Origin of the sequence: Exiguobacterium sp. s89, from assembly GCF_018617735.1 — a bacterium.
Classification (GTDB): Bacteria; Bacillota; Bacilli; order Exiguobacteriales; family Exiguobacteriaceae; genus Exiguobacterium; species Exiguobacterium marinum.
Genome location: NZ_JACSKS010000001.1, coordinates 846,825 through 872,570 on the forward strand (window position 1 = coordinate 846,825; position 25,746 = coordinate 872,570).

General features: G+C 48.0%; 24 protein-coding genes and 1 other annotated feature. Of the genes, 4 read left to right on the forward strand and 20 right to left on the reverse strand.

Features of this window, described 5'->3' with window-relative positions; genetic code table 11:
* Positions 1-48: 48 nt before the first annotated feature.
* Positions 49-1,665, reverse strand: coding sequence for a peptide ABC transporter substrate-binding protein (locus KNO96_RS04370; RefSeq protein ID WP_214702330.1), 1,617 nt, complete (start codon positions 1,663-1,665; stop codon positions 49-51).
* A gap of 269 nt (positions 1,666-1,934) precedes the next feature.
* On the opposite strand from KNO96_RS04370, the gene KNO96_RS04375 reads away from it, so the two are divergent.
* Together KNO96_RS04375 and trpS are read left to right on the forward strand one after the other, a co-directional pair.
* A complete protein-coding gene (locus KNO96_RS04375; RefSeq protein ID WP_026826414.1) occupies positions 1,935-2,303 on the forward strand; it encodes a DUF3899 domain-containing protein in 369 nt (122 codons plus the stop codon).
* Between the two features lie 46 nt (positions 2,304-2,349).
* Positions 2,350-2,557: a binding site (T-box leader), on the forward strand.
* Positions 2,558-2,607: 50 nt separating this feature from the next.
* Positions 2,608-3,609 (forward strand): tryptophan--tRNA ligase, encoded by a 1,002-nt coding sequence (trpS, locus tag KNO96_RS04380; protein WP_214702331.1) that lies wholly within the window; start codon positions 2,608-2,610, stop codon positions 3,607-3,609.
* A gap of 135 nt (positions 3,610-3,744) precedes the next feature.
* Here the strand turns inward: trpS and KNO96_RS04385 are convergent, their stop codons facing one another.
* The 15 genes from KNO96_RS04385 to KNO96_RS04455 form a co-directional block, all read right to left on the reverse strand.
* Complete coding sequence (locus KNO96_RS04385) at positions 3,745-5,403, reverse strand: peptide ABC transporter substrate-binding protein (protein ID WP_214702332.1); 1,659 nt, start codon at positions 5,401-5,403, stop codon at positions 3,745-3,747.
* Between the two features lie 202 nt (positions 5,404-5,605).
* A complete protein-coding gene (locus tag KNO96_RS04390) occupies positions 5,606-7,138 on the reverse strand; it encodes a peptide ABC transporter substrate-binding protein (protein WP_214702333.1) in 1,533 nt (510 codons plus the stop codon).
* A 66-nt stretch (positions 7,139-7,204) separates the two neighbouring features.
* Entirely contained in the window at positions 7,205-8,437 is a 1,233-nt protein-coding gene (fabF, locus tag KNO96_RS04395; RefSeq protein WP_026826418.1) for a beta-ketoacyl-ACP synthase II, read from the reverse strand.
* A complete protein-coding gene (locus KNO96_RS04400; RefSeq protein ID WP_214702335.1) occupies positions 8,434-9,393 on the reverse strand; it encodes a beta-ketoacyl-ACP synthase III in 960 nt (319 codons plus the stop codon). Before KNO96_RS04400 ends, fabF begins: the two co-directional genes overlap by 4 nt.
* Positions 9,394-9,478: 85 nt before the next feature.
* Positions 9,479-10,180: a 5'-methylthioadenosine/S-adenosylhomocysteine nucleosidase gene (gene mtnN, locus KNO96_RS04405; RefSeq protein ID WP_214702337.1), complete on the reverse strand. Its 702-nt coding sequence runs from the start codon at positions 10,178-10,180 to the stop codon at positions 9,479-9,481.
* A 54-nt stretch (positions 10,181-10,234) separates the two neighbouring features.
* A complete protein-coding gene (gene greA, locus KNO96_RS04410; RefSeq protein WP_026826421.1) occupies positions 10,235-10,708 on the reverse strand; it encodes a transcription elongation factor GreA in 474 nt (157 codons plus the stop codon).
* 67 nt (positions 10,709-10,775) lie between these two features.
* Entirely contained in the window at positions 10,776-11,411 is a 636-nt protein-coding gene (gene udk / locus KNO96_RS04415) for a uridine kinase (protein WP_214702339.1), read from the reverse strand.
* A 16-nt stretch (positions 11,412-11,427) separates the two neighbouring features.
* On the reverse strand, positions 11,428-12,069 hold the full coding sequence (locus KNO96_RS04420) for an O-methyltransferase (protein ID WP_214700763.1): 642 nt from the start codon (positions 12,067-12,069) through the stop codon (positions 11,428-11,430).
* Positions 12,070-12,131: 62 nt separating this feature from the next.
* Complete coding sequence (mltG, locus tag KNO96_RS04425) at positions 12,132-13,274, reverse strand: endolytic transglycosylase MltG (protein WP_214702340.1); 1,143 nt, start codon at positions 13,272-13,274, stop codon at positions 12,132-12,134.
* Positions 13,275-13,342: 68 nt separating this feature from the next.
* Positions 13,343-13,639 carry a DUF1292 domain-containing protein gene (locus KNO96_RS04430; RefSeq protein WP_214702341.1) on the reverse strand — a complete coding sequence of 99 codons (297 nt, stop codon included), beginning with the start codon at positions 13,637-13,639 and terminating at the stop codon, positions 13,343-13,345.
* A 14-nt stretch (positions 13,640-13,653) separates the two neighbouring features.
* On the reverse strand, positions 13,654-14,076 hold the full coding sequence (gene ruvX / locus KNO96_RS04435) for a Holliday junction resolvase RuvX (RefSeq protein WP_026826426.1): 423 nt from the start codon (positions 14,074-14,076) through the stop codon (positions 13,654-13,656).
* A 1-nt stretch (position 14,077) separates the two neighbouring features.
* Positions 14,078-14,344 carry an IreB family regulatory phosphoprotein gene (locus KNO96_RS04440; RefSeq protein WP_026826427.1) on the reverse strand — a complete coding sequence of 89 codons (267 nt, stop codon included), beginning with the start codon at positions 14,342-14,344 and terminating at the stop codon, positions 14,078-14,080.
* A 37-nt stretch (positions 14,345-14,381) separates the two neighbouring features.
* Positions 14,382-17,024, reverse strand: a complete 2,643-nt coding sequence (gene alaS / locus KNO96_RS04445) for an alanine--tRNA ligase (protein ID WP_214702345.1) — start codon at positions 17,022-17,024, stop codon at positions 14,382-14,384.
* 310 nt (positions 17,025-17,334) lie between these two features.
* A complete protein-coding gene (recD2, locus tag KNO96_RS04450) occupies positions 17,335-19,542 on the reverse strand; it encodes an SF1B family DNA helicase RecD2 (protein ID WP_251125003.1) in 2,208 nt (735 codons plus the stop codon).
* 70 nt (positions 19,543-19,612) lie between these two features.
* Complete coding sequence (locus tag KNO96_RS04455; protein ID WP_214702349.1) at positions 19,613-20,299, reverse strand: hypothetical protein; 687 nt, start codon at positions 20,297-20,299, stop codon at positions 19,613-19,615.
* A 115-nt stretch (positions 20,300-20,414) separates the two neighbouring features.
* On the opposite strand from KNO96_RS04455, the gene KNO96_RS04460 reads away from it, so the two are divergent.
* A complete protein-coding gene (locus tag KNO96_RS04460) occupies positions 20,415-20,963 on the forward strand; it encodes a VOC family protein (RefSeq protein WP_026826431.1) in 549 nt (182 codons plus the stop codon).
* Positions 20,964-21,022: 59 nt separating this feature from the next.
* On the opposite strand, the gene KNO96_RS04465 is transcribed toward KNO96_RS04460, so the two are convergent.
* Genes KNO96_RS04465 through cymR form a run of 4 tightly spaced genes read right to left on the reverse strand, consistent with a single transcriptional unit; the run spans position 21,023 to position 24,378 of the window.
* A complete protein-coding gene (locus KNO96_RS04465; RefSeq protein ID WP_026826432.1) occupies positions 21,023-21,682 on the reverse strand; it encodes a tetratricopeptide repeat protein in 660 nt (219 codons plus the stop codon).
* A gap of 11 nt (positions 21,683-21,693) precedes the next feature.
* Positions 21,694-22,815, reverse strand: coding sequence for a tRNA 2-thiouridine(34) synthase MnmA (gene mnmA / locus KNO96_RS04470; RefSeq protein WP_214702351.1), 1,122 nt, complete (start codon positions 22,813-22,815; stop codon positions 21,694-21,696).
* On the reverse strand, positions 22,816-23,952 hold the full coding sequence (locus KNO96_RS04475) for a cysteine desulfurase family protein (RefSeq protein ID WP_214700706.1): 1,137 nt from the start codon (positions 23,950-23,952) through the stop codon (positions 22,816-22,818).
* Between the two features lie 18 nt (positions 23,953-23,970).
* Positions 23,971-24,378 (reverse strand): cysteine metabolism transcriptional regulator CymR, encoded by a 408-nt coding sequence (cymR, locus tag KNO96_RS04480; RefSeq protein ID WP_026826435.1) that lies wholly within the window; start codon positions 24,376-24,378, stop codon positions 23,971-23,973.
* Positions 24,379-24,438: 60 nt separating this feature from the next.
* Between cymR and KNO96_RS04485 the strand changes: the two genes are divergently transcribed.
* The gene (locus KNO96_RS04485; RefSeq protein ID WP_214700705.1) at positions 24,439-25,746 is read left to right on the forward strand and encodes a replication-associated recombination protein A; all 1,308 of its coding nucleotides are present in this window, start codon (positions 24,439-24,441) and stop codon (positions 25,744-25,746) included.

Consider the following 25,746-nt stretch of genomic DNA (forward strand, 5'->3'; position numbering starts at 1 on the left):
ATTTTTTAGAAAATTGGGGACATGCGGTTCGCATGCCCCCTCATTCCATTACTTGATATCAACGTATTTGTACTGGTAATCAGCACCAAATAATTGACGGTTAAAGTTTTCGATGTTTGGACGAATCAAGTATGCCACACCAGCTTGATAAATCGGCATGATTGCTTGATCTTGTTCAATCAAGAGCGCTTCTGCTTCTTTGAACAAGTCATAACGTGCATCAATGTTTGTTTCAGCAGATGCTTCGTTAATCAACTTGTCATATTCAGATGACTTGTACTTGATATCATTTTGGCCGTTATTTGATGTGAAGATACCAAGGTTTGTAAGTGGATCTTGATAGTCAGGTCCCCATAATGCGAACGACATTTGGTAGTCCCCGTTTGCTTCACGCTCGAGTTTGTTGTTGAAAGGCTGTTGCGCGATCTCAACCGTTACGTTCGGCAAGTTCGACTCGATTTGACCTTTCATGTACTCAGAGATTTGTTTCGATACTTCGCTATCGAATGAGAGAAGTTCGATCGTTGTCGCTTCTCCGCCTGTTGCATCTTCCCAAAGTGAAGCTGCTTCTTCAGCGTTCGTTTCGAAGTATTTGACGCCTTCAGTATAATCCGTTCCATCTTCATATTTGATGAAGTCTTTCGGGATGAATGAAGTTGTTGCCATTGAACCGTTGTTCAAGAGCTGATCGATGATTCCTGATGGGTCAACTGCACGTGCGATTGCCTTACGTGCATTTACATCAGAGAAAATCTCATCTTCATGATTGAACTTGAAGTAGCCGATTGACGAACGAAGACCTGTGTTGTAGTCTTCATCTTCTTGGAATGCTGCGACTTGTTCAGATGCAAGGCCAGCGTAATCCACATCACCAGCTTCATACAAGTTCACGACTGTAGATGTTTCTTTAACAACTTTTACGTCAACAGAATCAAGTGCGACGTTTTCTTTATCCCAGTACGTGTCATTTTTCGTTAAGACATATCCTTGTTCACGATCCCAATTAGTCCATGTGAACGGTCCATTGTAAAGAAGGTTTTCAGGGTTTGTTGAGAAATCTTCTCCCGCTTCGGTTGCAAATGCTTCATTGATTGGTGTGAACGTACCGAATGAAGTAAGCGAAAGGAATGATGGGTCTGGACGCTCAAGAGTGACTTCGAGTGTCTTCTCGTCAATTGCTTTTACGCCAAGCTCTTCTTTCGGCGTGTCACCTGTGTTGATCGCCTCAGCGTTTTTAATTGTGTTCATGATGTAAGCGTACTGTGAACCTGTCGCAGGATCGACAGCACGTTGCCATGCATAAACGAAGTCATTTGCTGTGACCGGTTCTCCGTTTGACCATTCAGCATCACGAAGTTTGAACGTATAAACAGTTCCGTCTTCGCTTACTTCCGGCTCACTTTCTGCGAGTGCCGGAACGGCATTTCCATCTTTATCAAGACGGTAAAGACCTTCCATCGTGTTTGCGATCAAGTTGAATGCGACCGCATCTGTAGCAAGCGCCGGGTCGGCTGTTGTGATATCTGACGTATCCGTCAAACGAAGAACTTTTTCTCCATTTGAAGAACCGTCGCCATCAGAGTCTCCGCCTGTCGAACAAGCTGCGAGTACTGAACCGAGTGCTAAGATGAGTGTCATCATGAGCAGAATCGATTTTTTCTTCATTGCGATTTCCCCTTTCGATTTGAAAAGCTAGCCGTTCGTCGAATGAACATCTTACTTTTTCTTTAATTTTCTGAATATTTCATAAAGTATTCGACGAAAGAACGTTAGGGCTATTGTAAGAAATTTTTAATCAAACTGTCAACTATGGAATAAAACGCTATCATAAAATCTACCTTTCACACTCGCTTTCCCCCCCGTCTTACTAGTATCATAGAAGAAACATAGAATGGCGACTCATACCTTCTACGGTTTGAAAGGAGATTACAGCGTTGAAAAAGTTTCGAAATATATTTTTTGTTTGGGGAATTGTCACAATCGTCTACACCATTTGGTCCTTTTCCGCCTATTATCGAAGTGAATCTTTTCTCTTTCATTTGAGTGGCGGATTATTCGTTTCAGGAATTCTCACGTTTGCGATCGGAATGTTTTCACATATGAGCGCGACCGGTCTGTTCGATGGCTTCATGTATGGTTTCAAACGAAATCGACGGGCGAAACTTAAAGAAATCGATTCAGACTATGAAGAGGACGAGGAAGAAGATCCTGAAGATCGTCTTCTTCGCAAACAATCAGCGTGGAGCTGGGTGTATGTGGGAGTCGGGAGTACCGTACTCTCATTCCTCATTGCGTTGATTTAATTCATCTTTTAGTTAGCCGGATCCTGTGCTAAACTTAATGCAGAATAAGAACACATGGAAGAAGACAAGTAGTTCAAATTTCCTTTTCTCCAGAGAGTCTACGGTGCTGCGAGTAGATGATAAGGCTTTGAACGAATGGACTTTGGAGTGGCTCGCTTGAACTTGAGTATGGCGAGACGGTTCACGCTCGTTATTGCGTTCAAGTGGCATATTTCATGCAAATTTGGGTGGCACCGCGGTTATTCGTCCCGATTTTTTCGGGCGGACGACTGCGGTTTTTTATATTTTACGGAGGTGTATACACATGGCAACTATTTTTTCAGGTATTAAACCGACCGGCGTCGTGACGCTCGGAAACTACCTTGGCGCGATGAAGCAATTCGTCGACCTACAAGACGATCACAATGCATATTATTGTATCGTCGATTTACATTCAATCACAGTTCAACTTGACCGCATCGAGCTCATGAACAACACAAGGAAACTAGCAGCACTTTATCTTGCATCGGGTCTCGATCCAGAGAAAGCAACCATTTTCGTACAGTCTGAAGTAAAAGCGCACGCCCAACTTGGATGGATGTTAACATGTATCGCCGGCATGGGTGAACTCGGACGCATGACGCAATACAAAGATAAGTCGCGAGGCAACGAAAACGTTGGCGCAGGGTTGTTTGTTTATCCGACCCTCATGGCCTCTGATATCTTGTTATACAATACAGAACTCGTTCCTGTCGGGGATGACCAAAAGCAACACATCGAATTAACGCGTGATTTGGCAGAACGTTTCAATAAACGCTACTACGAGACGTTCACGTTGCCAGAACCACTCATTCAAAAAGAAGGCGCACGCATTATGTCTCTTACGAATCCGACGAAGAAGATGTCAAAATCGGATACAAACGCAAAAGGGTATATTTCAATGCTCGATGAACCAAATGTCATTCGTAAGAAGATTAAGAGTGCCGTCACGGACTCGAGCGGTGTCATCTCGTTCGATCGTGAGAACAAACCAGGTATTTCAAACTTATTGGAAATTTATTCACTCTCGACAGGGACATCGATTGACGACCTCGTCAAACAATATGAGAACTCCAATTATGGAACGTTCAAGCAAGATGTGGCGGAAGCTGTCGTCGCTTTACTTGAACCGATTCAAGCGCGTTTCCACGAACTGATCGATTCTACAGAACTCGATGAAATTCTCGATGCTGGCCGCGCGAAAGCAGAAGCCGTCGCCAATAAAAATCTCGCGAAGATTGAAAAAGCGATGGGTCTTAGTCGCAAACGGGCAAAAGTGAAAAAGTAATTTAACCTATTAAAAAACTGCACCCCAATTGTTAGATGTGTCTAACAATTGGGGTGCAGTTCATTTTTTGAGAGTCTTTTTAATACACAAAAAAGAGAGACAGGCGTCCCTGTCTCTCTTAGTAAAGATGATTGATTATTCTTTGCCTTCGATTGAAGCCCACTTGTAAGAGTAGTCCGCACCGAATGCATGCTCGACGATATCCTTAACGTATGGTTTCGTAAGGCGAGCTGAACCACGTTGGTAAACTGGTGAGATTGCGTTCTCTTCAAGAACAATTTTCTCAGCATCTTGCATTTGAGTCCAACGCTCAGCAGGGTCTGTGCTTGATTTCGCATCAGCGATGAGTTTATCGAATTCTTCGTTCGACCATTTACCACGGTTGTATGGTCCGTCAGTGACGAAGAGGTCAACGAATGTCATTGGATCTTGGTAGTCAGGACCCCAACCAGCGAACGTGAACTCGAAGTCTCCGTTGTTCTCAAGGTCAAGTTTGTTATTGAACGGCTGTTGCTTGATAGTAACCGTCATACCTGGAAGGTTTTTCTCTAGTTCACCTTTAATGAACTCACCGATTTGCTTCGCAGATTCTGAGTCATAGTTGAGAAGTTCAAGTTCAATTTCTTCTGTTCCGAGCTCAGAAAGCCCTTCTTCCCAAAGTTTTTGAGCTTCTTCAACGTTGTATCCGCCGATATCTCCATTACCTTCACGGAAGTCTTTTCCGTCAGGACCTGATGCGAAGTCTTTTGGAACGAAGAAGTTCGCAGGGATTGAACCGTTCGCAAGAAGTGTTTCTGCAATCGCAGACTTGTCGTAAGCGCGGTCAATCGCATTACGAATTTTTTGGTTGTTAAGCTCTTCCACTTCTGTGTTGAATTGGAGATAGAAAATCGTCGGTTCTACGACTGTTGAGAAGTCTTCGTTATCTTGATATTGGGCTACGAGCTCCGAAGTCAAGCCTGTGCGGTCAACGTCACCATTTTCGTACAAGTTAACACCTGTCGAAACTTCTTTAACGACTTTAACGTTGATTTCTTCAAGTTTAACTGCTTCTGCATCCCAATAGTCTTCGTTCTTGACCATCTTCCAACCTTGTTCGCGCTCCCAGCTATCGAGTTTGAACGGTCCGTTGTAAAGAGTCGTCTCTGCAGATGTACCGAAGTTTTCGCCTTGCTCTGTGTCGAATGATTCAAGTTTTGGCATGAAGACACCAAAGCTTGTCAATCCGAGGAAGTAGTCAGCTGGTGCTGTCAATTTAACTTCAAGTGTTTGATCGTCGATTGCTTTAACGCCTACTGCATCGCGTTCGCCTTCGCCTGTATTGTACGCATCTGCGCCTTCGATGACAGACATAACGTATGCATATTGTGAAGCGTTATCTGGGTTGAGTACTTCTTTCCAAGCGTATTCGAAGTCGTTCGCTGTGACAGGCTCCCCGTTTGACCAAGTCGCGCCTTCACGAAGCTTGAATGTGTAAGTCTTCCCGTCTTCTGAAACTTCGTGAGATTCAGCCATACCCGGAGTTGGCTCATCGTTCTCATCCATACGGTAAAGACCTTCGTTAACGTTGTTCAACACGTTGAACGATACAGCATCCGTTGCGAGTGTAGGGTTAAGTGAAGGAATATCCGAGCTGTCGAGCAAGTTGAGGACTTGCGCTTCATCTGCAGAACCTTCCGAACCTGATCCGTTTGAAGACCCTGTGTCTTCATCCCCTGTCGAACATGCAGCTAGGAATGCACTAGATAAAAGTGTAACCGAAGATGCTAAAGCAAAACCTTTTTTCTTATTCATTGCGATGACCCCCTGATTTTTTCGTTTTAACGAATTGAATGATGGTAGAAAATTCAGTCATTTGTTCTGACAGTATTTGTTACCAAAATCCCGTTGATGCAATAATACAATATTCTGATAATTTTGCAAAGTGTTTATTTTGATTTTTCTAAAAAATTTTCTCTATAGGCTAAAAGCCCGCCTACAGCGGCGGGCTTTTAGCTCAATTTTCATATTTTTTTGTAAACGTTAGGACATATGAAGGACCGATGACCGGATAACCGACATGTTCATAACTTTTATCAATCATATATGAACGTCCTGCTTGATAGATTGGCATAACAACTGCTTCTTCTAACAACTGTGCTTCTGCCTGTCGTAAGATCTTGTTTCGTTCATCTAAATTCTCTGTCACGCGCGCCTGATCTAGCAACTCATCATACGACTCACTTGCATATCGACTCGAATTCAACACATTTTCTGTCTCAAATTGAGTCAAATAGGCTGATAACATTGGATAGTCTGGTTGCCAACCCGACAAGGAGAATGCGTAATCACCTGAGACTTCTTTCCTAACTTTATCTCCTAAGGGAAGCTCGATGACTTTGACTGTTAATCCGTCCAACTGTTCTAAATTCTCTTTCAACTTTGTTGAAATTTGGCGTGCTTCCTCATCAACAAAACTAAGCAGTTCAATCTCCACTTCGTCCTTCTTGAGACGTTGTTTTACATCCTCAAATAATTGACTGGGGTCTCCTTCTAGCTCTTTGACAGCTGACTTTTCGTCCATGACGAGCAATCGTTCCGTTGTTTGCTCCGCTCGTGCGAGAGAATCTTCAATCGCCGTCCGTTCTAATGTCAACGCGAGGGCTTGTCGAAACGCTACATCATTAAACGGTGCTTTTTCAACATTCGGTTTTAAGTAAAATACACCACTCCGTGGTACGTCCCGAATCGTCATGACCTCTTCGTTAACAGTAGACATGTCAAAATCATATGGAACCGGATGCATCCCGGATGTTTCGGACAAGTTCGGCTCACTACGGATAGAAACGGTTTCGAGCATGACGCTCTCCGCCTCACGATACGTTTCGTTTTTATGTATCGAGACAGTTGTATCATCAATTGAATTGATTTCAAACGGACCGTTTGTTTCTAGTTCATCCCACGCCTTCGCCGATAGTTGTGGTAAAAATGCGGGCATCGCTAGTACCTTCTCGAATCCTTCCATCGGTCGGATGAGGGTCAGCTCGAGCGTTTGATCATCGATTGCCTTAACTCCTAACGTACTGGGCTCTTTTTGCCCCAAACCAATTTCTTTTGCCGATTTGACATCTGCGAGTAAAAAACTGAATGGTGAATTCGTGTCATCATCGACAAGTTTACGAAAATGGTCGATGAACGTTTGCGCCGTAATCGCGTTTCCTTCTGTTGTCGTACTCTCTTTTAACGTAAACGTATATACCGTCCCGTCTTCTGAACGCTCCAATTTTTCGACAAGGGCCGGCTCGATGGACCCATCTTCACCAAAGCGATACAGTCCTTCATATAGATGCGACAATATTGTTTGTGATGCCGGATCAATCGCTAACATGACATCCGGTTGTGTTGGAAGTGACTCTCCGTAAATCGTCAAGGTTTGCTCTTCTGGCGGTAATAGTTCACGTGACTGCTCTCGTTGTTCGTTCCAAATAAATAAAAAAAGGATAAGGACTGAACCTAACAAGGCGGTCACGATGAATGATTTCTTTTTCATTCGTTGTGCTCCTTTCTGTTAGACCAACCCTTATACCCTAACCTTTTTTGAATGATATTTCTACCGTCAGTTCGTCACTTTCGCAAATGCGAGTGTCGCATTGTGGCCCCCGAAGCCGAGTGAGTTACTAAGTGCATACTGGATTTCAAGTTCCCGATTTCCTTCTCGTACATAGTCTAAATCACAATCCGCTGCAGGTGATTCGCAGTTAATCGTCGGATGAATTTTACCTTCATGAATCGAAAGCGCTGTGATGACGGCCTCGACGCCACCTGCACCACCAAGGAGGTGTCCAATCATCGATTTCGAGGAGTTCACTGCGAGCTTGTCGGCATGTTCTCCGAACACACGACGAATCGCTTTTGTTTCGAGCATATCGTTGAGCGGCGTGCTCGTTCCATGCGCGTTGATGTATTGAACTTCTTCCGGTTTAATCCCGGCATCACGAATCGCTTCACTCATCGCCTTCGAGCCACCTTCTGCCTCTGGTGACGGTGCTGTGATGTGATAAGCATCTGAACTCATGCCGTATCCGACGACTTCTGCATACATTTTCGCACCTCGTGCTAATGCATGCTCATATTCTTCTAAGACGAGCACACCTGCTCCTTCTCCCATGACAAACCCGTCACGATTCTCGTCAAACGGACGGCACGCCGTACTTGGATCCGGATTCGTTGACAATGCTTTGTTAGAACAGAACCCTGCGAACGAGAGTGGTGTGATCGGTGCTTCCGCCCCACCAGCGAACATCGCAATCGCATCTCCACGTTGAATAACGCGGAACGCTTCCCCGATAGAGTTCGTCCCTGATGCACAAGCTGTCACGGAACAGTTACTCGGTCCTTTTGCGCCAAGATAAATAGACACTTGTCCGCTAGCCATATTCGGAATCATCATTGGAATGAAGAATGGACTGACACGACGTGGTCCACGTTCGTGTAGGATGGCAGATTGTTTATCAATCGTTTCGACGCCACCGATTCCGCTCCCAATCCAAGTACCGACATCATCCGCCATCGCTTTCACATCGAGCCCACTGTCTTTATGCGCAGCATCTGCTGCTAAAAGTGAATATTGAATGAAAGAGTCCATCTTACGTGCTTCTTTCGGTTCAACTAAGTGTTCAATGCTCCATTCTTTCACTTCTGCCCCAACCTTCGCCGGATACTGACTGATGTCAATCTTCGTCAACGTATCAATCGCATTGTCCCCTTTTAAAAGGCGATCCCACATTGTCGACACGTCGTTTCCTAACGGTGATACGACTCCTAACCCTGTTACTACTACTCGTTTCATAGATGATTCCCCTCCGTAATTGTTGCCTGATTCCATGTCAAACAGCTAGCACCCCATGTGAGACCGGCACCGAACCCTGCGATGACGACCGTTTGTCCATCTTGGATTTTACCTGATTTTACCGCTTCGGCTAAAGCGAGCGGAATGGATGCTGCCGATGTGTTTGCATGGTCCTGAATGGTCATGACGACTTTCTCTTCTTCTAAACTCAACCGTTCCATCGCAGCATCGATGATTCTGCGGTTCGCCTGATGCGGTACGAGAACATCGAGGTCATTCAGTGATTTATCCGCTTTATTAAGCGCTTCAAGTACGATTTCCGGCATTTTACGTACCGCAAACTTGAAGACTTCACGACCATTCATGACGATTTTACCCTCTTCATTCTCATATAGGTATTTACCACCCGTACCGTCACTTCCGAGTACGAATGAGTCAATCGAAGCGACCTCATCTTCTCCAAGTACGACGGCACCTGCCCCGTCCCCAAACAAAACGGCGGTCGATCGATCATCCCAATCAATCAGACTTCCCATCTTTTCTGCCCCGATAACGAGCGTCTTTTTAAACCCTTTTGAATCCATCAAGCTCTTCGCAGTGTCCATCGCAAAGATGAATCCGCTACATGCTGCACTCACGTCAAACGCCACAGCCCGCTTTGCACCGAGATTCGCCTGCACGAGGCATGCTGTTGCCGGGAAAGATGGTGCTGTAGCCGTCGCACAAACGATTGCCTCAATCTCATCAATCGTGACTCCTGCGCTCTGTAGAGCACGCTCTGCGGCACGTGTTGCCATATCTGCAACCGACGTCCCTGTTTCTGCTAAATGTCGTGCCTCGATGCCTGTACGCGTACGAATCCATTCATCGCTCGTATCCATTCGCTTTTCTAAATCGATATTTGTCACCCGATTGTCCGGTAAGAACGATCCGATGCCGATGATTCCAATATTCATATCGTCGACCCCTATTCTTAGTATCTGGTACTAATATAAGGGAATAAAAAGAGGATGTCAATGCATCCTCTTCGGTATAACTCGGTTATGCCTTTTCTAGTCGCTTCGTAACAGCCATGACCATCTTCGCAGAATTAATCGAAGCCGTTTCTAAAAATTCATCGAATGACAAGTTCGCCTCTTCATCCGCACTATCCGAGATGGAACGTGTCACGACGAACGGTACGCCGAACTGATAACATGTTTGTGCAATTGGTGCAGCTTCCATCTCGACAGCAGCGACCTCGTCGAAATGTCCAAGAATGTCTGCTACACGTTTCGAGTCATTGATGAATGAATCTCCTGTGACGATCAACCCTTGGTGGACATTCACATCAGGCAAGCTTTCAATCACATCTTTACAGACACTGACGAGTTTGGCATCTGCCTCATACGCCGGCGGCATCCCTGGAACTTGCCCGTATTCATACCCGAAAGCAGTCACGTCGACATCGTGGTGACGGACTTCCGTCGAGACGACGACGTCGCCGACCTTCATTCCTTTTTTAAAGCCGCCGGCAGAGCCTGTATTGATGACAACGTCCGGCTTGAACTTATCAATCAAGAGTGTCGTCCCGATTGCCGCATTGACTTTGCCGATGCCCGACTTCAAGATGACGACTTGCATGTTTCCAAGATAGCCTTCATAAAAATGATAGTTTGCGATTTCCGTATCTTTCCGTTCCGTCAACTCATTCCGAAGCAAATTCACTTCTTCTTCCATCGCGCCGATGATGCCTACTTTCATTCCGGTTCCTCCTCATAAAGAGAGCGACTTCCGAATAGGAGGTCGCTCTTCGCATTATTTGATTTCTTTTATTTCGACGACCATGTCGCCACCCGGTGTTTGAACCGTAACCACGTCTCCGATTGTACGTCCAAGCAACGCCTTGGCAATCGGTGATTCATTCGAAATCTTCCCTGTGAACGGGTCCGCTTCGGCTCCACCAACGATTGTATACGTCTCGTCTTCATTGTCTTCTTGAATGAAGAACGTCACTGTCTTACCGATAGAGACAACCGAGTTATCCCCTGCGTCATCTTGAATGATGACCGCATTGCGGAGCATCTCTTCTAGTTGTGCGATTCGTCCCTCGACCATCGCTTGTTCTTCTTTTGCCGCGTCATATTCCGCGTTCTCTGACAAATCACCGAAATCACGAGCAATCTTAATATTTTCAACGACTTCTTTACGGCGCACCGTCTTCAGTTCGTTTAATTCATTCTCGATTTTCGCTTTTCCGTCTAACGTCATATAGTGTTGTTTTTCAGCCATTTCTGTCACTCCTTCATTGTCTCCTAGTATATTACAGCTAGGGGTGAATTGAAAACGATTTATTTCCTCACGCGCGATTGCGCTCAGTGAGCACCCAACGGATTTTTGTCACGAGTAAATCAATCGCGACAAAGTTTTCTCCGCCTTCAGGAACGATGATGTCCGCGTACCGCTTCGTCGGTTCACAGAATTGCAAATGCATCGGACGTACGACGTTCGTATACTGTGCCACGACTGAATCAATCGAGCGTCCACGTTCATTAATATCACGTTGCATTCGTCTTAAAATTCGAACGTCCGCATCTGTGTCCACGAAGACTTTAATATCCATTAAATCACGTAAACGGGCATCTTCGAGCGCCAATATGCCTTCTACGATGACGACATCGACCGGCTCGATCAAAATCGTCTCGTCCGACCGTGTATGGGCCGCATAATCATATACTGGTTTCTCGACTGCCTGATGCTGTTGTAACTGTTGGATATGTTCGATTAACAAATCGTTATCAAAGGCGAAGGGGTGGTCGTAGTTCGTTTTGTACCGTTCCTCCATTGTCATCTCTGATTGATCCTTATAATACGCGTCTTGCTCAATCATGACGACCGATTGACCTTGAAACGAATCGACGAGCGCGCGGGCCACGGTCGTTTTTCCAGATCCGGTCCCCCCGGCCACGCCAATAATGACGGGTTTATGTTGCATCAAAGTTAAGTCCTCCTCATCGTAATTTACGACTGATTGCTAGGCCATCACCAAGGGGCAAAATTGCAGTATGATAATCGGTCCGTGCCATCAATTGCTCAGTAAATTGTTTTACAAGACGGACAAGCCGGCGTCTTCGACGATCAAGTACTGATACGTCTTCAAGCAGGACGTCTCCTCTCAAAAACAAATTATCGCTGTAAATCGTACCACCAATTGGTACTAAAGCGCCATACCCATCAAAAAATTTTTGATATTGTCCTTTCGCCGCATCAATAAATACCGCATCGAACTTCCCTTCAATCGAACCGATCAATTCGACAGCATCACCATGAATGAGCGTGATACGATCACGAACATCTGATCGCTTGATGAAGCCCGTCGCTTCTTCAAACCGGCGAGCATTCCGCTCAATTGTGACGATTTCCGCATCCGGCAACAACTCCGCCATGCGAATGGCACTATAGCCGATCGCCGTCCCTACTTCGAGGATTCGAGCCGGTCGTTGCATCGCCAGTAACGAGAGAAGCACTTCAGAACCTGTCAGATCCATAATCGGAACATGGTGAACGCGCGCGAATGCCTCCATCTCCGTCAACAGCGGGGAGCGGTCATTAATCAATTTTTCTACATATCCTTCATAGGATGCATGGTCCACTCGTTCCACCTCTTCACTCTCTTCATTCAAACGACCGGAAGCAGATGCTTCCGGTCGTCCCATCAATTACTGTTTGCTTCTTCAAACGCTTCCCATTCGGAACGGTACTTATTGACGTTTTGTTGATGGTCCTCATAGTTGACTTCGAACAAGACTTCACCATTCGGGAACCCTTCACGTGGAGGGCGTGCGTAGAAGTAAATGTTCTCTGTATCGTTCGGGTTGAGCACTGCCTCAAAGGCGTCACGGCTCACGGCCGCAATCGGTCCAACTGGAATGCCTTCATAACGATACGTATTATATAAGGAATCGTTCTCCAAGTCAGCGAACGAAGTGAAAATTGATGTTTCTCCTGTACCGTACCAAACGGTCGGGTCAGATTGTAATCTCATTCCGTCGTTTAAACGATTCTCGAAGACACCGGCGATTTCTTTTCTGTCTTCCGTCGACACGGCCTCTTTCTCGACAACGGATGCAAGAGAGAGCGTCTCGTGGAACGTACGTCCTGAATCAGCTAAACGACCTTTGTATTCTTGATACATACTTTCAGTCGGCAATAACATCTCATCGATAATTTCGTTGAGTGTTACCCCTTTATTAAATTCATACGTGGCTGGGAACAGGTATCCTTCAAGCGGATGATAGATGCCGTCCTGCAACACTTCCTCCGTCAACATTTCGTGCTCATTCACGAGAGACTGAATGTATTCACGGTCACTCAATTGTTCTGAAATTTCTTCTTTCGGAATCTCGGCGACTTTCGCAAGTCGCGCAATCACCTGGTCGATTGTGAACCCTTCCGGAATGACAAGCTTGATATCAGGGACCACAATGACTTTACCTGTTTGCAACGTTTCAATCAACTCATCGATTGATTGTGACGGAGATAGTGTATACGTCCCCGCCTGAAACGAAGATTCATTTTTAAAGCGTGTATAGAAACGGAAAATCGTGCTACTCCTTACAAGCCCATTCTCTTCAAGTAATTCACCAATGTATCCCGAACCAGCTCCGAGTGGGACTTCGACCTCGACCGTTTCCGTCGATGTCGGGTCAATCGGTTCGACAGAGCGCTTCACAAATACATATGCGAGAGCAGATCCTGTGGCGATGACGAGAAGGAAGATCGCAAGGATGACAACCGTGATACGGCGAACGATTCGGTTGCGGGCACGTTTCTCATCTGACATAGATGGATGATTCATGCATTTCTCCCCTGTTCTTTTTAAAAAGAGAGGCGACGAGGGATGATCCCTAGCCGCCCGTCCCCTATTTAGTCTAGACCGACTTCGTCGCTGACGACATCGAATGCTTCCATAACCTCGTCAAAGTCTTCATCGTCTTCGACAAGCTTCAAGATGAATTCGCCATCTTCAAGTTCTTCAATTTCAAATGCATATACTTCGATTGTGTCTTCATCTTCTGTTTCCGGAGCGCCGACCGGCTCAAGCACGACGAATGTCTTTTTCGTGCGATCGCTTGTCATACGGAAAATTTCTGCAAATAAATGCTCGTCTCCATTTTCATCTGGAATACGGTACATTTCTTCTTCACGACGGATTTCTGCCATGAGAGATTCCTCCTTTAATTCCCGGAACGATCCAGGTAGTTTTGTAAAATCATCACGGCCGCCATTTTGTCGATGACCGCTTTTCTCTTTTTGCGGCTGACATCTGCTGAAATGAGCATCCGTTCCGCCTGCATCGTCGTCAATCGTTCGTCCACCAACACACTCGGAAGACCAGTCTGTTCAGTGAGGGCTTCAGCAAATGCTTCTGATGCCTCTCCACGAGGACCGATTGTTCCGTTCATGTTTTTCGGGTGACCGACAACAACTTCTTTCACATCGTACTGTTCGATAATCGGACGAAGGAGACGAACGGCCTCTTCAAAGTCAGGTTCAGTCCAGTAGACTGTCTCCACACCTTGTGCCGTCCATCCCATTAGGTCACTTACCGCGACACCAATTGTTTTCGAACCGACATCGAGTCCCATGACTCGCTTCATATTAACCCTCTCTACGATCGTTCAAATACGATTTGACCAACTCTTCGAGTAGTTCGTCCCGCTCAATTTTGCGAATCAAGTTTCGCGCATCATTATGACGTGGAATGTAGGCAGGGTCACCTGACAATAAGTATCCCACGATTTGATTGATCGGTTGATATCCTTTTTCCTCGAGTGCTTGATATACCGTAATCAGCGTTTCGCGTGTGTTAGCACGTTGATCATCTTCTGGAAAATTGAATTGCATCGTGCGATCCATTTGGCTCACAAGAATCCACCTCTTTCCGTTTGCACTTCACACTCTATTATGCCAGTGATTGGACATAATGTGAAGCAAACTTCAATGCTTCATCTAGTTTTGTTACATCGCGCCCTCCGGCTTGCGCCATGTCTGGACGACCGCCACCGCCGCCACCGCAACGTGTCGCAACTTCTTTAATGAGTTTTCCGGCATGGAAGCCTCGGTCATTCAAGTCTTTCGTCACGCCCGCGACGAGGTTGACTTTGTCTCCGTTCGCAGACCCAAGGATGATCACGGCAGAACCGAGTTTTCCTTTCAAGTCGTCGACCATGCTACGAAGAGCATCCATATCTTGTCCATCGACACGTTTCGCGATCAATTGGACGTCACCGATTGTCTCGATTGCATCTGTTAAAGAAGACGCTTCGATGTTCGCAAGCTTCGCTTTGAGTGACTCTGAAGCGCGCTCTACTTCTTTGATTTCAGCCTGAAGTGCCTGAACACGTACCGGAACCTCGAGAGGTTTCGTCTTCAATAGTTTCGCTGCCGCTTCAAGCGTCTCGATTTGCAGGTTCATCACTTCGTATGCGCCAGCACCTGTGACCGCTTCGATTCGACGTGTCCCAGCGCCAATCCCTGACTCAGACAAGATTTTAAAGAGTCCGATTTCAGCCGTATTGGATACGTGGCAACCACCACAAAGTTCAACCGAGTAGTCACCTGCTGATACGACGCGAACGACATCGCCATATTTCTCACCAAAGAGTGCCATCGCTCCTTTTGCTTTCGCATCAGCGATGTTCATCTCTTCGATGTCGACACCGATCGATGCCCAAATCTTCTCGTTTACTTGACGCTCAATCGATTGAAGCTCGTCGGGTGTCACTTGACCGAAGTGAGAGAAGTCAAAACGAAGGCGATCTGGTGTCACGAGTGATCCAGCCTGGTTGACGTGCTCGCCGAGCGTGTCTTTTAGCGCGCGGTGAAGAAGATGCGTCGCCGTATGGTTTTTCACGATCGCTTGACGTGATGCTTGGTCGACCGTTGCCGTGACTGCCGCTTCCGCTTTTGCCACACCTGATTCGACCGTGACCGTGTGTAAGTTTTGACCGTTCGGTGCTTTTGACACATCTTTGACACGAAGAACGAAATCTTCTCCGACGATTTGTCCTTTGTCACCGATTTGACCACCGCTTTCTGCGTAGAATGGTGTCTGATCGAGCATCACTTGTGCTTCTTCCCCGGCAGCGACGACATCGACGAGTTCGCCATCGTGAATCAAGCTGACAATTTTTGCATTCGTCTCTAAATTGTTGTAGCCGAGGAACGTCGATGGCATCGTGATGTCCGCGAGCACACCTGACTGAATCTGCATCGATTCAACGTCGGTACGCGCTTGTCGTGCACGTTCACGTTGCTCATTCATCGCTTCTTTGAAGCCGTCTTCATCGACCGTCATCTGATGATCTTCTGCGTATTCGATTGTCAATTCAAGTGGGAAGCCGTATGTGTCATAAAGACGGAACGCATCTTCACCGCTGATCACGTTCGACCCTGCTGCCTTTTGTGCTTTTGCAACTTCGTTCAAGATCGCGAGTCCATCGTTCAATGTTTCATGGAAACGCTCTTCCTCGTTTTTAATGACTTTTTTAATGAAATCTTTCTTCTCAGTCACTTGTGGATAGAAGTCGATCATGATGTCTCCGACAACATCGACGAGTTCATACATGAACGGACGCTCGATGCCAAGCATCTTCGCATAACGCACGGCACGACGGAGGAGGCGACGAAGTACATATCCACGTCCTTCGTTCGACGGAAGTGCCCCATCACCAATCGCGAACGATACGGTACGAATATGGTCCGCGATGACTTTGAACGCGACATCTTTGCTGCTATCTTGGCGGTAAACGTCTCCGCTGATCTTTTCTGTTTCACGAATGATCGGCATGAAGAGATCGGTATCGAAGTTCGTCGGAACATCTTGAAGGACGCTCACCATCCGTTCGAGTCCCATCCCCGTATCAATGTTTTTACGTGGGAGTTCCGTATAATTCCCGTGCCCATCATGGTTATATTGACTGAATACGATGTTCCAGATTTCAAGGTAACGCTCGTTCTCCCCACCTGGATACAGTTCAGGGTCGGTCGGGTCGTCTCCAAACGCTGGTCCTCGGTCGAAGAAAATCTCTGTATTCGGACCAGACGGGCCTTCACCGATTTCCCAGAAGTTATCTTCAAGCGGGATGATGCGGTCAGCCGGCACACCGAGCTTCAACCAGATCTGTTTCGACTCTTCATCGTCCGGGTGAATCGTGACGGACAGGCGCTCCGTGTCGAGACCGTACCATTCGTCACTCGTCAATAGCTCCCAACCCCATGTGATTGCTTCTTCACGGAAGTATTCACCGACTGAGAAGTTTCCGAGCATTTCGAAGAATGTATGGTGACGAGCGGTCTTCCCAACGTTCTCGATATCGTTCGTCCGAATCGATTTTTGAGCGTTGACGATGCGTGGGTTCGCAGGGATGACACGACCATCAAAATATTTTTTGAGTGTCGCTACGCCTGAGTTGATCCACAAAAGAGTCGGGTCTTCGACCGGAACGAGCGAAGCACTCGGCTCAACGCTGTGACCTTTTGATTTAAAGAAATCTAAGTACATTTGGCGAATCTGTGCGCCAGTCAATGATTTGAGCGGTTTCATGAACAATTCCTCCTTAAATTCTGAACGAAACGAAAAAAAGCGATGCCTGCCCCTGTGGAAAGGGACGAAAGCATCGCTTCGTGGTACCACCCTCGTTCGCACGGTAACACCGTGCCTCGAAACATCCGTTAACGTGGATGAGGCGCCCAGGTTGAGTGGGAACTCCAGAATAGCTTCGGTCGGCCTGCCCCCATCTTCTCGCAGCCTAGGAAGATGTCTCTGTAGAGGTGGTGACGACGTACTCATTTCCTTCATCGTCTGTATCGTTTCAGTTGTCTATTCGTCATTATCACACGCGCTTATGAAGACGTCAAGACTTCCCACCTAAGCGCTCGACCAATTTCGTCCGTCGTACTGGTTCCTCTTCTCGCGTGGCCGCCTCGAGTGCCCGTACGTCCCCGAACAGCAGTAAACTTTTCTTCGCCCGGGTCACAGCTGTATAAATCAAGTTACGCGACGACCGGAATCCTCCGTTGAAGAAGACCGGCATGAGCACGATTGGGAACTCCGAACCTTGTGACTTATGAATCGTGATGGCGTAGGCGTGAGTAAACTGATCCCATTCACTACGGTTATATTCGACTTCCGTCTGGTCGAATCGAATATAAATCTTATCGACCTTGTCGACGTTCTCTTTGGCGAAGAAGATGTTCGTGATTTCACCGATGTCTCCGTTATATACGTTTTCTTCAGCATTATTGACGAGTTGTAGCACTTTATCGCCATTTCGGTAAATGCGTATCCCGTGTTTTACTTCACGAGCATTCGATTTAGGATTGAACACATTTTGGAGCGCCTCGTTCAACCCGTCAATCCCGCATACACCACGATACGTCGGAGCGAGTACTTGGATGTCAAACGGTGAATACCCTTTCCGAAGGGCAGCCCCTGCCATCTGACAGATCGCTTGAAGCGCCGTCTCCTGATTCGCCGTATAGAAACGACGGTCCGGGAGAGCCGCCAACAAATCGTCCGGCATTTTCTTGGCGTTCAAAGAATGCGCGAGCCGTAAAATACTCGACTCCGACGCTTGACGATGGACGACGTCAAGTCGAACGACCGGAATCCCGTCCGTCTGCATCAAATCCGCAAGTACTTGCCCCGGTCCGACAGACGGGAGCTGATCGCGGTCTCCGACGAACAAGATTTTCATGCCGTTCGGAACAGCCTTCAGTAAACTCCTAAACAAGAAGATGTCAATCATCGATGCCTCATCGACGATGAGGACTTTCCCGACAAGCGGATTCGTTTCATCCACTTGGAACGAACTTCCGTCGAACTTCAACAGACGGTGAATTGTCGAGGCCGGTAGCCCTGTCGACTCACTGAGGCGTTTCGCCGCTCGACCCGTCGGTGCGGCCAAGACGAATGGGAACGGTTGGTTCGGTACAGGCTCTAACTTCCAATCGAAGACGTCACTGAGTGCATGAATGATGCCTCGAACGACAGTCGTCTTCCCTGTACCCGGCCCTCCGGTGAGTACCATGAGCGGTGATTTAAGTGCGAGCTCAATGGCTTCTCGTTGCTGTGTCGCATATTCGATCGAGAACATCTCCTCAACACGTCCGACCGCATCAAAGATTGTCGTCATGTCCACGTCTTCTGTCGTCGACGTCGCCATGATTCGGGCTAACTCCTCTGCCGCCTTCCGTTCGGCACGGAAGACACGGGGATGATAGACGACCCCGTCTTCGATAACGACTCGTTCCTCTTTCGCAAGTGACTCCAAAGCCGTGACGAGGGCGTCACCTGGGTCCGCTCCGATGATGCGAGGCATCTCGGCCTCGAGTTGGTCTGCGGTTACATATAGATGACCGTTCCCTTGTTCGAGTTCTAATACGTAAAGTACTGCTGCCGCGATGCGTTCAGGATGGATTCCTTGAATCCCAAAATGCGCGGCGATGGCATCGGCCGTTTTGAAGCCGATACCTTGCACATCGTACATGAGCGCGTATGGATTCTTTTCAATCGTTTCCATCGCTCGGCCTTCATATTCTTTATGAATCTTTGAGGCGAGACGTGGCGTCACGTCGAATGGGGCGAGAAATAGTAACAGTTGGTCGACCCCGTATAAGACGTTCAGACGTTCCGTAATCACACGTGCCTGTTTCTCTTTCAACCCGTCGACCTCTGACAGGAGGCTCGGATGTTTCACGATTTGGTCGATACAATCGTCGCCGAGAGCATCCGCAATCTTCTGCGCCGTCTTTTGACCGATTCCAGGGAACGATCCGTTCGTCAAAAAGCGGACGGCTGCCCGTTTCGTCATCGGGACGACACGGCGAATCCAATCGGCCTTCATCTGTTTCCCAAATTTGGGGTGTTCGACGAGACGACCGTGCGCCTTATACGTCTCGCCTTTCTCGATGCCGACACCGACGCCCGCGATGACCATCTCGGTCTCGTCCGTCTCAAAATTCTTTTCTTTTATTCGTACGAGCGCGATCGTGTGCGCTTCTTCTTCTGATTGAAACAGGACTCGAATGACTTTTCCAGTCAACTCATAAGGTGCTGCCATCATATCCGACACCTCCAGCTATTTTTCCATCATCCATTATAGCCCGAGATGAATCGATTGAACAAATGACCTATCCGAACAGATTTAAGATTTGTTCAATCCGATCAAGGTCGACGACTTCTAAAATGCGTATCAACTGTTCGATATCGACCCGGTCCAAAATGCGCTCAACCTGATCAAGGTCCACTTCTTCAATCAGACGCTGAATCCGGTCTAAGTCCCCAGATGCCTGATATGCCTCGAGTTTTGTGAAAAGCTCGGTCTTCTCGATTCGAATCGAATCTTCCAGCATCCCCCTCGCCCCGAATAGGACGAGACCGATGACCGCCAACTGAATCAACCAGTTCGTCACGACTTTCCAAAACGGGACGGTCTGATGGATGAATGGGATGAGCGGAATGAACGTTACCTGAAGGAGTAAAATTCCAACCTGGACATATACGTTCGGAATGAGGAATCCGAGTACTGCAAGAATCAATGGAACGACCCACCCGACACCGACGTGTTCAGATGTATGCTGCCAAGACTTCCGTTCCGAGTACACATAGTGAACAACCCATCCGACAATGAGGAGCGCTACGAACAGCATGAGTAATAACGTCAAGAGCCCTCGTGGTTCAATGACCACTTGATACAAAATCGTATTCGTCCACTTCCCGTCTGCCAGTCGTTCATTCACCGATTCAAATAATTGTGTGAACCACACATACTCGACAATGAAAAACAAAATGACACTGACCATGCTGAATTTTCGCAAGCCACTCGACCTCCTTCTATAAGTTGTCATTCCCCCACTTCAAGACGGGTAGTCGCGTTTTTGATTCAAAGAAACGGGGAACTGTTCGAATGACACAGTGAAGGAGGAGTCATAAATGGGTAAACGAATTCCAGTCAGCGGATTATGCGAACTCGTGTTAGAAGTGACGGATATGGAAGAAGCGGTAGCATTTTGGCATGAAAAATTAGGTCTCCCTGTCGTCGAACAATGGGTCGGAGACGATGCCGAGCCGAGTAAGTCACAAGAACACGCGAACGAGCCGTGGGCAACATGGCTCTATATCGGAGGGAATACGCGACTCGGACTTTGGTTGAAGCGTAACTTCACAGAGGAAGAAAACGCGAACCGCAAACAAGATGTGACCGATTGGGACACACTTTATGACGAAGGTGGCGTCCACGTCCATTGCGCGTTCTTCGTTCCGATAGAGTCGTTTGAAAAAGCACTTGAGATTTTGAATGATACCGATGTCCCGGTCAAACTGCGAACGTGGGATGAAGACGAGACGAAAAATGGGAAAGAGCGGTCTGCTTACTTTAAGGATCCGAGCCATAACATTATCGAACTGTATACGAAAAATATGGACGAGGCTTACGGAGAATTTGCCGGAGAACCCGTCAAAATCACGACGAAACAACTCTAATCGCGTTAACGAAAAAAGTGCCATCGCTCCATTGCGATGGCACTTTCCTATTCAAGAAATCAGTTCCCAAGCAGTGCATCCATCTTCGCGATGGCGTCACGTGCAAGTTCATGATCCGGTTGCATCTCCAAGACGCGTTGAAGTTCGGCATAGGTTTTTTCTTGGTCTCCCAAGAAGGCATATGCGATTGCCAAGTTGTAGCGTGCATCCGTATGGCTCGCATCGAGGTCGAGCGTCTCTTCCAATGCGTCGACCGCTTCTTCCAACTGTTCACTTTGCGCAAGTGCAAGTCCGTATTGGAACGTGATTTCCACGTCTTCCGGCGATTGCTTCTTCGCCTCACGTAGACGTGGCATCGCGCGAACAAAATCACCCATCGCCTTGTACGTCAAGCCGAGCATGAAATGAAGATCGGCATCGTCCATCCCCGAAAGGAGTGCTTGGCGAAGCGAGGTCTCCGCAGACTCCAATTGTTCAAGTTCATAAGCGAGAGCGCCTTTCGCATAGTGCGCGGCACCGAATGAATCATCGAGTTCAATCGCTTTGTCATAGAAGATGGCGGCACGGTCGTAATCGTTGATCGCCTGAAGCAACGTTCCCATGTTGACGAAACCTGTTGGGTCCGTCGGGTTCTCTTCAATCGCCTCATTGAAATGTTTGGCTGCCTGTTCAAATTCACCTTGTTGCATCGCTTGGATGCCTTGTTCGTTTGCGTTCATATTCAATCACCTCATCCGATATAGTCGAGTCGTTTGCCGTTGCGGTATGCTTCGTCGATTGTCGCTCCACCGAGACAGACGTCGCCGTCATAGAAGACCACGGCCTGTCCTGGTGTGATGGCACGTTGCGGCTCATCGAACTTGACGAGGACTTCGCCATTTTCGAGCGGAGCGACCGTGACCGGCACGTCTTGTTGACGATAGCGGAACTTCGCCGTCGCCCGGAACTCATTTGTTGGAGCAACACCCGTCCAAGAGAGTTTTGAAGCAAGGAGCGCGTCCGAATAGAGCGCGTCATGATGGAAGCCTTGTCCGACGAACAAGACGTTGTTCTCCAAATCTTTTCCGACGACGAACCAAGGGTCCCCGTCGCCACCAATCCCGAGACCGTGACGTTGTCCGAGCGTATAATACATCAACCCGTCGTGACGTCCTTTGACGACACCGTCGAGCGTCCGCATCTCACCTGGTTGTGACGGAAGATATTCCGATAAGAACTCTTTGAAATTCCGTTCTCCGATAAAGCAGATCCCAGTCGAGTCTTTCTTCTTCGCTGTCGCGAGTCCTGCTTCTTCTGCGATCGCACGCACATCTTTCTTGTCCATATGACCAATCGGGAACATCGTCCGCGCGAGTTGGTCTTGAGACAATTGGTTCAAGAAATACGTTTGATCTTTGTTGTCGTCTTTTCCTCGTAGCAGACGGTGCTCGCCGTCAACGTAATTCACTTGGGCGTAATGCCCCGTCGCGACAAAATCGGCACCGAGTCGAAGAGCATGGTCAAGAAATGCTTTGAACTTGATTTCTTTGTTACACATGACGTCCGGGTTCGGCGTTCGACCGAGACGATATTCTGCTAAGAAATATTCAAAGACGCGGTCCCAATATTCTTTTTCAAAGTTGACCGCATAGTACGGGATCCCGATTTGGTTGGCCACGGCGATGACGTCTTCATAATCCTCTGTCGCCGTACACACACCGTTCTCATCCGTGTCGTCCCAGTTTTTCATAAAGATTCCGATGACATTGTACCCTTGTTCTTTCAATACGTGGGCCGTCACCGATGAATCGACGCCACCTGACATGCCGACGACGACCGTCGTCTCTTCAGGGGCTTTCGTGCGTAAATTCATCTATCTCACTCCGTTCATAAATGTCGAGACGACTTCTTGTAGTCGCTCCGCGAGCCGTTTCGCGTCCTCGACCGAGTTGCCGTGTCCAAAACTGATTCGAACAGACTGACGCGTCCGTTCTGAATCCCCGTACATCGCCGACAATACATGGGACGGTTCGACCGACCCTGCCGTGCAGGCACTCCCACTCGAAATCGCCATGCCTCGCATATCCATCATGATGAGGAAAGGTTCAAGGTCAATTCCAGGGAGGTATAGGTTCACGATGTGAGGTAAACGGTTTGACCCGTTCACTTCATAAGTTACGCCTAGTTCGTCAAGACGTTGACGCAGCGCCAGATCGAGCGACGCATAGAGTGTCACCCGGTCCTCACGCTCTGCCATGACGAGTTCAGCTGCTTTTTGGAATCCGACGGCACCCGGAACATTTTCCGTGCCGGCTCGACGTTTACGTTCTTGTTGTCCACCAAAAGAACGTGACGCTAATTTTACACCTGTTTTCATGAAAAGAAAACCGATACCTTTTGGCCCATTCACTTTATGCGCGGACGCCGACAATAAATCGACATGGATCTTTTTCACATCGATTTCTTCTGTACCGAGCGCCTGTACCGCGTCGGTATGGAAAATGGCTTGATGGTCTTGTAACAACTCGCCAATCGTTTGAATCGGTTGGCGCGTCCCGACCTCGTTGTTGCCGTACATGATCGACACGAGAATTGTGTCATCTCGTAACGCGGCCCGGAACACATCTACATCGACAGCTCCTGACGCGTCGACATCGAGATACGTGACATCAAACCCCTCTCGTTCGAGCTGTTCCATCGCATGAAGCACGGCATGATGTTCGACTTTCGTCGTGATGATATGTTTGCCTTTTCCTTTGTGGGCATAGACTGCACCGAACAAGGCATAATTATCCGACTCCGTCCCACCTGACGTGAACACGATTTCGTTCGGTGAAGCACCGATCCATTTCGCAAGGACACGACGTGACGAATCGAGCGCCGCTCGGGCATTACGACCAATCCCGTGAATGCTCGACGCGTTCCCATACGTCTCTAAAAAGTAAGGTGTCATCGCTTCGAGGACTTCCGGTCGCATCGGCGTCGTCGCAGCGTGATCAAAATAGTTCATAATAAGGTCACCTCGTTCTTAAATATAAAACATGTAGCCGTCTGACTCTTCTTCTGCGAGGTCAGCGAGTGTCGTCTCATCTAGGACGGTATCGATCGCCTCTTTGATTTTATCCCAAAGCTTTCGTTTCACCGCATCATCTGCTTCAGAGTCCTCGACAACGGCTAAAGGTCCTTCAAGTAAGCGTATAATTTCTCCTGCCGTCACTTCTTCTGCCGGTTTGACGAGTTGATAGCCACCGTATGCACCACGTACGCTCTTGACGAGGCCTCCGTTTCGGAGCGGACCGATCAGTTGCTCTAAATAATGCTCCGGCAACTCGTGACGTGCCGCGATTTTTTTTAAACTGAGCGGTTTGTTGTCTGTCTCTCGTGCCAACGCAATCATAATCGTTAAGCCATAACGGCCCTTTGTAGATATTTTCATCTTCAAGTCTCCTTCTGTTATACTAATCGAACAAACGTTTGTCGAAAGGAATGGTTACGTATGCCTGATTTGTTTCATCAATCGAATGGTGGACCGCTCGCCAACCGGATGCGCCCCGAAACGTTAGATGACGTGATCGGACAGCGACATATCGTCGGCGAGGGCAAGCTCCTTCGCCGTGCCATCGAAGCGGATCGACTCGGTACGATTATTTTATACGGTCCACCGGGTACCGGTAAGACGACACTCGCTCGTGTCATTTCGAATTACACGAAGGCGACGTTCGTCCAATTGAACGCCGTCACCGCCAAGCTCGATGAATTGCGAAGCGTCATTCGTGAAGCGGAGTCCCGGTTTGACTTCGACGATGAGCGAACGATTCTCTTTTTAGATGAGATCCATCGATTCAATAAACTTCAGCAAGACGCGCTTCTCCCTGCCCTTGAGTCCGGAAAGCTCGTCCTCATCGGAGCGACGACCGAAAACCCGAGCTTTGAAGTGAATGCCGCCCTGCTGTCTCGGGCGACGGTGTTCCGACTTGAGCAGCCGGGTGCCGAGGAGTTACGTGCCGTCCTTGAACGGGCGCTCCATGACTCCCGTGGTCTCGGGAACTACCCTGTGAAAATGGATGAAGCTGCTGCTGACCATTATATCAAAATGGCGGACGGTGACTACCGTGTCCTATTAAATGCACTTGAACTCGCCGTCTTAACAACGCCAGAAGTAGACGGGCAGATTCACATCACACTAGAGGTCGCAGAAGAGTCGATTCAACAAAAGTCGATCAAATATGATAAAACGGGCGACCGACACTACGATGTCATCTCGGCCTTCATCAAATCGATTCGTGGTTCGGACCCGGATGCCGCGCTCTACTGGCTCGCCGTCATGATCGAAGCTGGCGAGTCCCCGCGCTTCATCATGCGTCGTCTTTACGTGCATGCCGCAGAAGACATCGGGCTGAGCGATCCGAACGCGCTACTCGTCGTCGATGCGGCAGCACGAGCGAGCGAATACATCGGCTTTCCTGAAGCCCGTATACCGATTGCAGAAGCTGTTCTTTATCTCGCGACCGCCCCAAAATCGAATGCGGTCATCACTGCCATCGACAAGGCGCTCCATCATGTCCGAACAGTCGAAGGTGGACCTGTACCGGTGCATCTCCGCGACGCCCATAGTCCCGGGGCACGTGAACTTGGGAACGGGGTCGGATATAAATATCCTCATGATGAAAAAGACGGGTTCGTTCCTCAAAACTATTGGCCTGAGAATTTGGCCCGAAAACGACCGAACTACTATAAACCGACGCCTCGTGGATTCGAGCAACAAATCCAAAAACGGCTTGAGTATTGGGAAAAACGACGCTGA